Genomic DNA, 13,515 nt, shown 5'->3' with positions numbered 1-13,515 from the left:
CAAGGTACTATTCACATCAATTTTATTATTGTCCATTGTCCTCTTAATAAGAAAAGGACGAGGAGAGGAACAACATCCAGCCTAATGAATCGGCATCCTGCGTCCTGGTGCTGTTGCTGATGATCTGTGCCGTTCCACTTCCGTAATTATATCCTCCTCCGAACGTTACGGATGTATGCCGGGTAAAGTGGCTGACCGAGAGCGTCGTTCCGTAAAGGTCGATATGCTCATTCTGGTTCATTTCGGTCGATGAAATCTTCGGCGTGTTCGCATAATCGGTGAAAAAGCCTCCCCGCATTGCCCAGAATTTGGAGAAATAATACTCCGCGCCCACGGCCAGATTTAATACCGCATCCGCATTCACCTGACCAACCTTGGTAAAATAGTTCAGATCAGTCGAGAGGACCAAACTTTGAGTCGGGAAATAAGCCAACCCGAGAGATACCTGCGCAGGATATTTTCTTCTTTCACCGAAGCTCGACTGCCCGTCCGGCAGGCTCACGACGTTGTTGTTGCTCGGGATATTGTCGACAGCGATGTTCTCTCTTCGATAGGAGTGTTGATACGTGGTATCGGACCCCTGTATCAGGACCTGGGAAACCGCGACACCCATCGAGAATTTGTCAACCGGAGCATACATAAAACCCAGGACCGGCCTCAGGCCCCATTCTTCCGTCTGAAAATAATCATTGGTCCACTCAGATCCCCCGTTGCTTGTTTTAATGATCTGATTGAGGATCCATTGTGTTTTCCGTTGATAATAGTAAAGGGTGAACCCAGCGGCAAAATTGTCCGCAAGCTCGGCGGCAATTGACGGCCCGAAGTTGTACTTGGTGCTTTCGTTGTTGAAATTGATGATGTACGATGATATATACGTGCCGGGTGGGTTATAGCCTGCAATCCCGGAACTGAGCGGCAGGTCATGGAACGTCTGGTCCTGGTCTTCCATGATCGATTCCGGCACGGCATAGGAAATGCCGACCTTGAACTTTCCCATCGGCTGGACCACGCCGAAATAGTTCGGCAACAGTGACGAGGACGTCCTGACCCATCCATTGCCGCCGATCACGTTTTTGTATTTTTTCTCGGTGTTATAGAACGCGTTCACGCTGGCGGAAATGCTCCTGCCGGCTGTGTACGCGGCGCCGGCGGGATTGTAGTAGAGACCGGTTGCGTCGTCGGAAACAGCGGTATACGCCCCGCCCATGCCCGACGCGCGGTCGCCGATGAGAAGGTTGGTATAATGAAATTCGTCCGCGCTTGCGCTGTTGCAAAGAAACACCACTGCTAACAGTAACCCTGAAACCAGCCTCGAAGATATCCGGATCATAAGTCCTCCCTGTCTCATTAAAAAAAAGTTTTTTGATGTCCTGAGTAATAGTGGTCTAACTATACTATATCTTGGTCATTCCCGCAGTGATTCTGAGCGGGAATCCGGTTCTTCCTGATTAAAACCATATCCCCGATTAAAGAAATTTGGGGATGACGATATGAGGATACATCTCGATTTTTTGATGCCGTGACTAATTTTAAACCGGCATGTGTGGTCATTTCAACTCTTTAATAACCTCTGCAAATCGGTCCTGATGGTTTTTGTAGCTTCCGGTATCAACGCCTTCTTCAGTAATGGTACGCTTGAGCAACGCGATCCTGTCCACGTACGCGGGATGGGTCTTGTCAAGTACCCCGGTATTCTTTCCCTTCTGGGTATTGAGCCGTTCAAAAAACTTCACCAGTCCGGACGGTTCATACCCTGAAAGCGCGCAAAACAGGACCGCGTCCTTATCGGCCTGTGTCTCGTCTTCGCGTTTGTAGCCGTTCTTGAAAAGCATGTCCAGCGCCTGGTCCACTGCCTGTGAGAACGCCGTGCGTGCCGACTGGGATGAGCCGCCGATGATCGCCGCGAGGCCCGCGGCAGTCGATTCATCGGACCCCTTGATCTTCAGCTCCTTCACCACATGCTTCTCGACAATGTGCCCCATCTCATGGGCGATCACGCCCGCGAGCTCCGCCTCGTCCTGCATCTTGAGCATCGCGCCCCGGGTGATGAATACATAGCCGCCTGGCGCGGCATAGGCGTTGATCTCGTCCGTGTTCAGAACGGCAAAATGAAAATCGAGCTCAGGACGATTCGTGGTCCGCGCGATGACGCTTCCGACCAGATTGACGTATTTCATAAGCTTCGGATTCTCATAGAGTCCGTACCGGGCGATGACCCGCGCCGCCACTTCGCGTCCGAACCTTACCTCTTCGTCTACATCGGACGACAGCTCTACATCGCCGGTCGATACCCGCTGTCTGAACTGCGCCTCGGGTTCCGCCGCAATGAGCGCTCCGGGTAAGAGAAAACACAATGCTGTTATAACCACGAACAGGGAGATGGAGATCTTCATAGTTTTTTACCCTCCATGAACCGGGTGATTTCGTCGGGGCTCAAGGTAAAGGACTCAACCTTATCAAGTGAATAGTAGTCGATTGCCTCTTCCTTGCTCAGCCTCCTGCGTTCGTCCTGCGCCAGACCACGGGCGGCGGCGGCGCTCGTATAGGATGAAGCGCGGCGGCGAACACCCTGCTTTATTTCAGCGTCCTCGCCCTTGATAATCCCCGTTTTTTCAAAGGGCGGGTGGGTCGACACCAGAAGGGACGACACGTATCCATCCTTGTCGGAGATCCTGACCTTTACCCAGGAGCCTTCTTTGCCTGATGAGCTCAGTTTGTGCCCCTTGGATACCTCGGAGATGACCCCGGACTTGAACGATGGGCCGGACATCACCTTGGCCTTTACGCTCTGGACATAATAATCCGTCTGAGCATACAGCGTTGTTGCAAAGAAAACACTCACCACGACCATCACTACCTGTAAAAGCGTCTTTCTCATGGCACACCTCCTAATTCATTATAGCAAACGCAATAATTGTTATTATATCATTTGCAGGGCAACCCTTCAGGGTTGTTTAACAGGCTGTTGAAAAAGTCTTTTGTGGTTCGACAGGCTCACCACGAACGGATAAATACGAATAAATTCAATACACGCTCCGTTCGCCCTGAGCCCTGAGCTTGCCGAAGGGTCGAAGGGTAAACTAAGCGTTTTTCAACAACCTGTTAAAGCAAAACTAAAGCCTTGCCCTACAGGTAACAATATTTTATGCGTTTGTATTAGTTCGGAGTATTGAGTTTGTAGTTAAGAGCATTAAATTCGGCGCTTTGGATACTGCCTCTTCTTCGGCCCTCCGAACTACGAACTCCCAACTCCAAACTGTTTTAACGCTACTCCGCCGTATAAATATAAACAGGCTTCTCCCTGCCCTTTACCTTGACATTACCGATCAACTTGCAATTAATTTTGTCCTTGATCTTCTCATACGTGTATTCCGAGAACAGCAAGGGGGTCTTATATTCCTTGGTGATGCTTTCAAGCCGCGATGAGAGATTAACCGTGTCCCCGACGATCGTATAGTTCTTTTTTTGCTCGGAGCCGATGTTCCCGATCGTGGCAACACCGGTATTGATGCCGATGCCGATATTAATTTCATGATCAAACCCAAGCTCTATCAGGGCGTTGTTCACGGTTTTGAGGCCTTCGAGCATCTCCATTGCGGCCAGCACCGCCCGCTCCGCATGGTCCTCCGTCTTGACCGGCGCTCCCCAGAAGGCCATGATCGCATCGCCGATGTATTTGTCAATCGTGCCGTTATGTTTCAGGATGATGCCGGCCATGACCGAAAAATGGATATTCAGCATTTCCACGATCTTCTCAGGCGGAGTGGTCTCGGAGATCGTCGTGAACCCCCGGATGTCCGAAAACAGGACCGTAAGCTCGACCCTCTGGCCGGCGCTCGTCTTCAGGTACTCCTTATAATTGTTCAGGACCTCATTGAGCACTTCCTTGGATACATACTGGGCGAAGAGGTGCGATACCTGTCGCTTTTCCGCGGCCTCGGTAAAGGTGAGATAGCCGAAGGAGAGGAACCCGCTTGAGACTGTGGCGAAAACAAAGGGGACCATTTCGACGAGTATGTTCGATTTAAATGAGAATAACGCAAAACCGATATAGAGCGCGAGAATGGCGAACGGGAACACTGCCCTGAAAATAAGCCGTTTGTTGAACATCACGGCCCAGGACGTGAGGAACACCCCGATGAACATGGAGGTGAATGTCAGCAATTTTTCCGGCGGCCTCATGAAATCATTCTTGAGATAGTTGTTCGCGAGGAAGACATGGAGCATTACACCGGGCGCGCTGGGGGCCATCGGTATCGGTTTGAGGTCCGCGCCGCCCACGGCGCTCACGCCGACGAACACGATGCTGTCCCTGAAGATCTCCGGGTCTACCAGGAGGTTTTCCACTTCGCCGCTTCTGATCTTCTGGAGCGACGCGAACACGCCGCTCATGGAATACGTGTCGACCTTGTTCAGACCGTACATGTTGATGATACAATTGCCGTTCTCGTCAACCGGGATGGTACGGTCATTGATCGTAATGGTATTATTTTGTATGACGACACCGCTTGTGTCATCGATAAAAGGAGCAAGGCCAAGCACGGGAAAATAATTTCCCTGATATTCACGGATCGGTTGGGTCCTCCGGTATACCCCGTCGCCGTCAGGGGAAAATTCAACAACGGTTATCCCTTTTGAAACCCCGGCCAGGCCTGCAATGGGAAGCTTAAAGTCGTTGTACTCACTGCCAGGCTGCACCTGCAGCATACCGCTGACATTCTTAAGCGCAAACCGGTTTATAAATTCACCAGGCATGGGCCGATTCAAGTATGTGTTGTTCTCCGCGTTGTCGTCCGGTTCCTCCTTTCTTATCATTATGCTATGGTATGCATTCTGCGATGCATTCGTGGCATCGATGAGCGCCCTGTCATTTTTCTCACTGTATCGGTCTCGCTCGAAAAAAACAATATCGAAGAGCACTTTCCGCGCTCCACCCATCGAGAGATAATCAAGCAGGTCCGCCCAGATGGCCCGAGGCCAGGGCCATCTGCCCGCAATGTCCGACATTGACGAGAAGGCGGCCTCATCAGCGAGAATGACTTTGATCTTGCTGTCCGAAACCTTATCAGCACGAAGGAGCTTTGCCTGGACATCGTAGAAGAACAATTCAGGTTTTTTGAACTGGCCGCTGAAATAGAGGGAGATCGTGATACCGAATACCATGAAGGCCATGAGAAGTGATATGACGATTTTTTTTGTCATGATTTTTTAGCAGTCGTTAGTAAATAAATACTACTCGAATCTTTTCAATCTGTAAAGGTAATATTCACGTTCCCTGAGCGACCTTGCGATGAACAGTGCTGTTTATTACCGGAAGCAGGTCGATAGGCGCTACCCATCCTCCGGTTTGACCATCAGGGACTTCCGCTCCTGGAGCGTCACCAGTCCCGGCTTCGCGCCCCTTGGTTTTTTTACCAGACCTGCGCGGGTATACGTCACCGGCACTTTACCCGCATGTTTTCCCTTGCTATGAAACGCCGCCAGGGCGGCCGCTTTCACCAGCACTTCGGGCGGAATGACCCCTGCATTCGGATTCCTGACGAGCACGTGAGAGCCGGGCATTCCCTCGGCATGGAGCCAGAGATCGTCGGGGCGGGCCAGTTTCATCGTAAGATGATCGTTGCCTGCCGCGCTCTTGCCCACCAGGATCTCCCAGCCGTTGAACATAATCGTTCTTATCGCCGGAGATGCGGTCTTCTGCCGCGTTATTTTATGCGGGACGGCCTTTTTATCAAGTCGTCCCTGTGCAATAAGCCCGGACCGGATGGACAGGAGGGCTTTGACCTCGTGAGCCTGTTCAATGTCATTCAAAAGCGATTTGAGATATGAGTTCTGATCAACAGACTGGCGCAGACGCCCTGCGATGATGTCCCTGCCCTTCTTTGCTTTTTTATACTTTTTGAAATAGAGTTCCGCGTTCCCCGACGGAGAACGCTTCGGGTCGAGTAGAACCGGAACTGTTGTGCCGTCATACCCCGTCAGGTCCGCCCGTTCCATTCCGGTCCTCAGCTCTTTCAGATGCGCAAGGACCAGGTCCCCGGCCTGCCGGTATTCGTCAACCCGATCGGCTGATTCCAAATCTCCTGACAAGGCGCTGATCAGACGAACGGTCTTTGAAAGGTCTTTTCTTATTCGGGAGGAAAGTTCGGTCCGGAGTGCTGCGATATGCTTCCGCTCGATGAGGTTTTCGTAATAGCGTTCCGCAGCCTTGTTGGCGGAAGCACCTGTTTCGAAGCCGCTTGGGAGGTTGCTCTTCTGAAAGCCGGTGTTGCCCGGTTTTTCGGGAGCGCTGTAACGGAGTCCCGGAAGCAGCGAACGTGACGCTTCTTCCGCGGGCGGGACCGGGTTGTACACCGCGAGGATCGTCGATGATGCATCAACAACGATAAGATTGGCCGATGAACCGAAGAGTTCGAAAAGGAGGAGACATTCTTCTCCCTGCCTGCTGAAGCGGATTTCCACGACCCGGTCCTGATTCATGAGGCTGATGCCCTTTAACCGTGCGCCGGACACGCGGCTCCTGAGGAAGAGAATAAAGCCGTGGGGCGGGTCCTCGGCATCCGGTTTCACGCTCACCAGATGCAGTCGGGGCAGGGCACGGTCCGGGGAAAGCAGAAGGATGAACTTTTTCCGCTCGCGATTAAGAAGAAGATACAATCCGCCGCCGCTCCCCTGATACACGCGGTCCACCCGCGCGTTCGTGAGGAGCGCGTCAAGTTCTTCTACGACCAGAGAGAGGATGTTGAAATGCATGCGCTGTTATACCGTTTATAATTTCTGTTTATGATTCCGTCTCCCGTATTCTTCTACGGTACGTTCAACATCGTATGCGCCTGAGGAATGACGCGAACATCTGACAGGATCCCGAGCGCCGCATCTTGAAAATCCATGAGCAGGATAGATTCAGGAGCATGAGCCCCCCCCGCAGGCTGAATAATGAGCGTCGTGAATAGGTCAAAACCGGCAATGATCCCGGCGGAAGTGAGGATATCATTCTTCTCCGTGTCTTTTGTCACAACAACTTTTATAAAAAGTGCTTTCCCCTGCGCTGCCTGCAAAAACTTCTTGTGTTCCTCCCAAAACGGTCGCAGCCCGGTGGCGGAAGGAAGCTTAAAATCGATGCTTACGACGTCCACCAGATCTCTCATGTCCGTCATGGCATCGTGATGAATACCGCTTGTTTCGAGATAAATCCTGAATGTGCCGCGCACCGTAGGAAGCCAGTCCGCCAGAAACGATGCCTGCAACAGCGGCTCGCCACCGGTCAGACTGATCACCGGGCGCGACGGGCCCGGTATCATGAGGCGTGTGCAGTATTGTGTAAGCATCTCGGATGAAAGCGAACTCGGCGCCTGTTCGCGCTTGTTCGATCCCGGCACGGGTTGAACGCTGCAGAATTGAAGGTCCGGTTCTTTAGTTCCCAAGTGAGAGTCAGTTTGTGTATCGCAGTAACGGCATCGGATATCGCACCCCGCAAAGCGTACAAAGATATGCCGCTGGCCGACCCATGGGCCCTCTCCTTGAATTGAGCTGAAGATCTCGTGAATACGGGCGTGTTCCATGCAGGCAATAATACAGAACAATACCGTGAATTACAAGTGTAACCTCGGAGGAGAGCTTCGAACAATATAGTTCAACCAGTATCACCTCAAAAAAATAATAGGCTGCGGTTCCGGCATTACAGAAACACAGTCCGCGTCGAGACACGGATTAATTTTTTTACAGGCCGTTGAAAAAGTCTTTTTGTGGTTCGACAGGCTCACCACGAACGGATAAATACGAATAAATTCAAGACACGCTCCGTTCGCCCTGAGTTTGCCGAAGGGTCGAAGGGTAAACTAAGTGTTTTTCAACAACCTGTTAAAGGACTCTTTCAGAATATTGTAGTAATATCGATGAAATCGCAATAAGTCGAATTTAACCGCGGAGACGCGGAGGCACAGAGAAAATCCTTACCATTTTCGTTGTGGTTTTACCTGAAAATAAACCAAAATTAATATTAAGTTCCACATATTTTATTCGTCTTTTTTCTTGACAATAATCAACAGATAATGTAAGTTTTAAGTACGCAAAGGAGAAAATATGAACTATAAAATTGTCCTTATTTTATTGATACTTAGTGTTCTTTCCCTTTTCCCCGTTCAACCCGTGCATTCAGATGCTATTTCACCTGAAACGGAGGAAGTAATCCCCTCTCAATTGAAGCCTCCATCCGAAGATTTGGCCCAACTGGATGAAGTCATTGAATATCCAGCCTATGTAAAACCCTATAATATCCCCATGATCCTGAACGACAGCGTGGAAAACCACCTGGATTATTTCAAGACGCGCGGGCGCGATGTGTTTCAGATCTGGCTTGACCGGTCCGCACGGTATATTCCCGTAATGAGGGAGATCTTCAAAGAAAAGAACCTTCCAGAGGACCTTGTCTACGTGGCAATGATCGAGAGCGGATTCAACCCCTATGCAGTGTCCTGGGCGCGGGCCGTCGGTCCCTGGCAATTCATGTCCGCAACGGGAAAAATCTACGGACTCAGGATCGACTGGTGGATCGATGAACGGAAGGACCCCATTAAGTCCACGAATGCTGCTGCTGAGCATCTGAAAGACCTGCACAACCTCTTTGGCTCCTGGCCCCTGGCCCTCGCATCGTATAATGCGGGCGCCGGCAAAGTCCAGCGCGCCGTGCGCAGGACCCGCTCCGATGACTTCTGGGACCTGAAAGCCTCGCGGTACATCAGGCCGGAAACGAAGAATTATGTTCCCAAATACATGGCCGCAACCATCATAGCCAAGAACCCGGAGGCCTACGGCTTCATCGTAACGGCGGTCGATCCCTACACGTATGATGAAGTGGTGATCGAAGAAAGCACGGACCTTCGACTGATAGCCCGTTGCGCTGAATGCGCTTATCAGGATATCAAAGAGTTGAACCCCGAGATCAAACGGTGGGTAACTCCTCCGCACTATGACCGGTACACCCTGAGAATCCCCGTTGGCAAGAAAGAGAAATTCCTTGCGAACTATGCCGCTATCCCTCCGGAGCAGAAAATCAAGTGGGAACGGCATGAGGTCAGAAAAGGCGAAACGCTCTCCTCGCTGGCAAAACAGTACAACACGAACCCGGAGGCTATCCGCGACATCAACGGGCTTAAAAAGAACCGGATAGCGCCGGGCAGGCACCTGCTCATTCCCATAGACATAAACGGGAAAAACCATGACGTCAGCTACTTGTCAATGGGGCAGGCAAGCAAACAACAGCAGATACTCTACCGCGTCAGGCGCGGCGAAACGCTTATTCGGATCGCGAAGAATCACAATGTGACCATCGCCGACATCCGGGAGTGGAACAAGGGTATCGGCAGAAGTGTGCGCGCAGGACAGAAGATCAAACTGGTCGTTGACACCGACCAGATTTAACCTTGCATTATGACAAAAAAACGGGTCAGGGAATATTCCCTGACCCGTTTTTTAATTATTAGCAGGCTGTTGAAAAAGTCTTTTTGTGGTTCGACAGGCTCACCACGAACGGATAAATACGAATAAATTCAATACACGCTCCGTTCGCCCTGAACCCTGAGCTTGCCGAAGGGTCGAAGGGTAAACTAAGTGTTTTTCAACAACCTGTTAGATCAATCATAATCTGCGAATTACGCCGCTATCACCGATGATACCTGTCCGACCCTCCGCACGATATACGGAAAGATCGAAAATCGCATTATCCTGGATAGATGCATTGCTCTATCGTTTGTTCCGGAATCCAATCTATCTTTACGAATGCCCTTCGGGTGCGCCTGATACGCTATTCTGAATTACGGCATGCAAGGTCTCTCCCAGGTCACTGATACGGAAGGGCTTTCTTACCATTCCACAGAAACCGTACTTTTTGTAATCTTCCACGATCGGATGGTCCAGATGTCCGCTCGACAAGATCGCCCTGACGTTCGGGTCGATTGCAAGCAATCTCTCAATCGCTTCGTTCCCGCCCATGCCGTTCGGAATGGTCAGGTCCATGATCACGGCATCAAAGGGTTTTCCTGCCTCCCTCGCCTCTTGATACAGATCGACGGCACGTGATCCATCACCGGCGAATTCCACCGTATAACCAAGTCGCTTGAGCACGTCTCCCGTGCTTTGCCTGATGTCCTCTTCGTCATCCATCAGCAATATTTTCCCTGTGCCCGTGAATGATATCATTGTACTGGTCCTTTTTGCGCTGTTCCCGAATCGGTTGCGGGAAGATAGATGATCAAGGTTGTGCCTTTCCCTGGTTTCGATTCCGCATAAATATGTCCGCTGTGCTGGCTGATAATGGAATATGCCATGGCAAGGCCCAGCCCGCTCCCTTTCTGCTTTGTCGTAAAATATGGATCGAATATCTTCGAGAGATTCTCCTGCGTTATGCCGATACCATGGTCCCGAATGTTGATCCTCACGTAATTTCCCTGTTTCAAGGGCAGTTTTGAAGGCTCAGCAACAACGGTATTTTCACAGCTGATCGTGATCGTCCCCCCCCTGGGCATTGCCTGGTCCGCATTGATGATAAGATTATGGAGAACCTGGCTGATCTGACCTTCGTCTGCGTCCGCAGGCCAGAGGTCCTCGGGGAGGGAAAAAAAGAACTTTACGCGTGAACCGTGCACGGTAAAACCGGTGACTTCCCGGATCAGGTCGCCGATGGCCACCGCTTTTTTTACCGGAGCTCCGCCCTTCGAGAACGTGAGCAGCTGTCGGATAAGGTCCCGGGCCCTGAGCGAAGCCTTCTCCGCTCCTTCGAGCTGCCGATAGGCGCTGTTCGTTGGATCGACGTCCAGCATTGCGAGCGAGATGTTACCCGCAATCGACGCAAGCAGGTTATTGAAGTCATGCGCAATGCCGCCGGCGAGGATGCCGAGCGATTCGAGTTTCTGCGACTTGAGCAGTTCCTGTTCAATTTTTTCACGATCCGCGATCTCACTGAGGAGCTTCTGATTTGCGCTTGACAGTTCCCGGGTGCGTTCTTCAACCAGCTTCATAAGCTGGTCATGATTCTGTTTCATGGTCTCTTCTGCCTGTTTGCGCTCGGTAATATCCTGAATGGAGCTTATCATTGCAATGGGCCGGCCGTGCTCGCTCTTCACGAGGGACGTGGAAAACCAGATTGGAAAGGTTCTCCTGTCCTTATGGACAGCCATAAGCTCTCCGCTCCACTGACCCGTTTCTCTGACCTTCGGGATGATGAACCGGTCGGCAAACTCCCGGTCAGCGTTCATCTCACTGATATGCTTCCCCACAAGTTCCTCATGCGAAAATCCGTAGATCAGCCCTATTGCTTTGTTGGAATAGACGATATGGTCGTCGAGATCGACGATTTGAATGCCGTCAATCGCCTCTTCAATGGCAACGGAAAACATCCTTAATTTCTCTTCCGCGCGTTTGCGTGCCGTAATGTCCCTGACCTCTTCGATGCCGGCGACGACATTGCCTGAGGCATCCAGCACGGGAGAGGCTTTGATCTCAACGATTCGAACATCACCATTACTTGACAGCTCTTTTTCCAGCCGATGGATCTTTCCATCTTTAAAGGTATCCTCCACCGGACAGCCGGGACAGAGTGAATCAGCATGAGTGTATGCCTGGTAACAATATCCACCCCCGGCCTCCCTGCCGAAGATACGCAGGTGCGCCTGATTCCGGTAAAGGACCTTAAAATCCGTATTCTGAATACTGATGCCCTCGTCGATCGTTGAAAGAATGGATTCCAACCTCGTCTTATCATCAGTTACTCGCGCAAGAGCCTTCTGCATCGATTCTTCCGCGCGCTTGCCCTCGGTAATATTTCTCGCGATGCCAAGCATCCCGACAAGCGCTCCCGCATTATCAGTGAGCACGCGGACCGTGTGGAGGACCGTTATGGATTTTCCGCTCTTCGTACTGAACCGGCTCTCAACAATGAACGTATCGGTTCTCAGTTTTTCCAGTTCTTCGCGCTTTCCCAGGTATCTTTTTCTGTCATCGGGGTGCACGAGTTCCATGAACGGGCTGCCGATCACTTCTATCGGTTTTCGTTCGAGAATACGACAGGCTGCATCATTCATGAACAACAATTTCCCGTCCTTGTCGGTGATCGTGATAATGTCGTTCGATAGTTCGACGAGATTCTTGAATTGTTCCCCGGTCAGGCGATATTTTGCCAGTATTCTTTTAGCCAGCATGCCGAACAGGCCTGCAAGGGCTCCGAAAACAACGAGACCGGCAAGAAATAATGAGTTAAAATTAAGTTCATAATCGGAGAGGTCAAAAAGCAACGCATTCGGAAACGTCCCGTGCGGGAACAGGAACGAATGAACAGCCGTATATGCCGCAAAGAGCAGGAAGCCCGCGACGATCAAGAACAGTATTTTCTTATTCTTGTTCTTTATCTTCATAGGACACTGCAACAGGATCGATGAAAATCAGATGAAGTGGGGACCGGTGACGACACTCGACATTTAGTACGTATGCTGTAAACTACCTGGGAAATAGCGGGTTGAGTCTTATTTTATTACGCGTGAACGAGCATCATGCGGCGTCTGCACCGTATAGATATGGCGGCTATCCGCATGCCTGACCCTCTCGGGCATCTTCCCCTCGGTAAGAGCGCTAATTCCGGCAAGGATGATCTTCCGCATTCCATCCGAGTAGCGATTTTTCAGAGAGCGGCATTCAGCAACCGGGACAGGGAATGTTCGCGTTTTCCTCCGAAAATGCATGTATGGCCGTTACTATCCCGTTCCAACCGTTACTTCCCCGCTTTTTCAGCAACCGGTTTCGAAGCAGGTTCGATCGCCTGCGTCTTTCCCATTGCTTCTACGCTCCATGTTGAACCGACGAGTTTCTCTTTCACTATTTTATATTTTTTCTGTGATTCGGGAATATTCCCGGAAGCCTCATAAAGTCTCGCGAGTTCGATAGTAGCAACGCCCGGGTCTCCGATGGCATCTGATTGTTCGAATGCCTTGATGGCCTCGGCCTGTTTCCCGAGCATGACGTACACATACCCCATGCGCTGATACACAAGTTTCAGCAGAAATTTTTTGCCCGAGTAGGTATTTACAAAAGCCTGATATTCTTTGAGCGCCTCTTCCGCCTGACCGAGATTCGCCAGACAGTTGCCGGCGTAATACTGTGAGATCGCCGCGCTCATGGTCCCGGAATATTTATTCTGGACGCCGCGGAAGAGTTCAAGAGCTTTTCCGTAGTCCGCCGGCGAATACCCCGATGAACTATAGGATTCATAGGCAGTAGTGAGAAGCGACCTGGCCTTCCGCTCATCCCCGGACCGCATGAGTGAATAGCCACCGGTTATCACGAGCAGCGCTATCAGCAATAATACGGCGATGACAACCTGTTTTTTGTAAGCTAACAGAACTGTCGTGACCTTGTTCATGATGGTCGCGATCTCCTGTTCCTGTGTTTGCTTTGTGACACGTACTTTTTTCTTGATCGTAAGCATTTCCAAAAACCTCCCTTGCATGGTTAGATATAATGAGAATC

Annotated in this window: 10 protein-coding genes; 1 reads left to right on the top strand and 9 read right to left on the bottom strand. The window is 51.0% G+C overall.

Annotated features, from left to right (window positions below; genetic code table 11):
* Nucleotides 1–43: 43 nt before the first annotated feature.
* The 6 genes from M0R70_01495 to M0R70_01470 form a co-directional block, all read right to left on the bottom strand.
* The gene (locus M0R70_01495) at nucleotides 44–1,330 is read right to left on the bottom strand and encodes a hypothetical protein (protein ID MCK9418035.1); all 1,287 of its coding nucleotides are present in this window, start codon (nucleotides 1,328–1,330) and stop codon (nucleotides 44–46) included.
* A gap of 217 nt (nucleotides 1,331–1,547) precedes the next feature.
* Nucleotides 1,548–2,393 (bottom strand): M48 family metalloprotease, encoded by an 846-nt coding sequence (locus M0R70_01490; protein MCK9418034.1) that lies wholly within the window; start codon nucleotides 2,391–2,393, stop codon nucleotides 1,548–1,550.
* Nucleotides 2,390–2,878, bottom strand: a complete 489-nt coding sequence (locus tag M0R70_01485) for an SH3 domain-containing protein (GenBank protein MCK9418033.1) — start codon at nucleotides 2,876–2,878, stop codon at nucleotides 2,390–2,392. The genes M0R70_01490 and M0R70_01485 overlap by 4 nt, the downstream gene beginning before the upstream one ends.
* 389 nt (nucleotides 2,879–3,267) lie before the next feature.
* The gene (locus tag M0R70_01480) at nucleotides 3,268–5,202 is read right to left on the bottom strand and encodes an adenylate/guanylate cyclase domain-containing protein (GenBank protein MCK9418032.1); all 1,935 of its coding nucleotides are present in this window, start codon (nucleotides 5,200–5,202) and stop codon (nucleotides 3,268–3,270) included.
* Nucleotides 5,203–5,331: 129 nt separating this feature from the next.
* Nucleotides 5,332–6,753, bottom strand: a complete 1,422-nt coding sequence (locus M0R70_01475) for an NFACT family protein (protein ID MCK9418031.1) — start codon at nucleotides 6,751–6,753, stop codon at nucleotides 5,332–5,334.
* Between the two features lie 53 nt (nucleotides 6,754–6,806).
* Complete coding sequence (locus M0R70_01470) at nucleotides 6,807–7,562, bottom strand: 7-carboxy-7-deazaguanine synthase QueE (GenBank protein MCK9418030.1); 756 nt, start codon at nucleotides 7,560–7,562, stop codon at nucleotides 6,807–6,809.
* A 520-nt stretch (nucleotides 7,563–8,082) separates the two neighbouring features.
* Between M0R70_01470 and M0R70_01465 the strand changes: the two genes are divergently transcribed.
* Entirely contained in the window at nucleotides 8,083–9,420 is a 1,338-nt protein-coding gene (locus M0R70_01465) for a transglycosylase SLT domain-containing protein (GenBank protein ID MCK9418029.1), read from the top strand.
* A 351-nt stretch (nucleotides 9,421–9,771) separates the two neighbouring features.
* On the opposite strand, the gene M0R70_01460 is transcribed toward M0R70_01465, so the two are convergent.
* From M0R70_01460 to M0R70_01450, 3 genes are all read right to left on the bottom strand, one after another.
* Nucleotides 9,772–10,197 (bottom strand): response regulator, encoded by a 426-nt coding sequence (locus M0R70_01460; GenBank protein MCK9418028.1) that lies wholly within the window; start codon nucleotides 10,195–10,197, stop codon nucleotides 9,772–9,774.
* A complete protein-coding gene (locus M0R70_01455; protein MCK9418027.1) occupies nucleotides 10,194–12,407 on the bottom strand; it encodes a PAS domain S-box protein in 2,214 nt (737 codons plus the stop codon). Before M0R70_01455 ends, M0R70_01460 begins: the two co-directional genes overlap by 4 nt.
* 353 nt (nucleotides 12,408–12,760) lie before the next feature.
* On the bottom strand, nucleotides 12,761–13,474 hold the full coding sequence (locus tag M0R70_01450) for a tetratricopeptide repeat protein (GenBank protein ID MCK9418026.1): 714 nt from the start codon (nucleotides 13,472–13,474) through the stop codon (nucleotides 12,761–12,763).
* Nucleotides 13,475–13,515: the final 41 nt, after the last annotated feature.

It is taken from the genome of Nitrospirota bacterium (assembly GCA_023229435.1).
In the GTDB taxonomy this organism is placed as follows: Bacteria; Nitrospirota; UBA9217; order UBA9217; family UBA9217; genus JALNZF01.
This window is presented reverse-complemented; position numbering and strand designations above follow the sequence as displayed.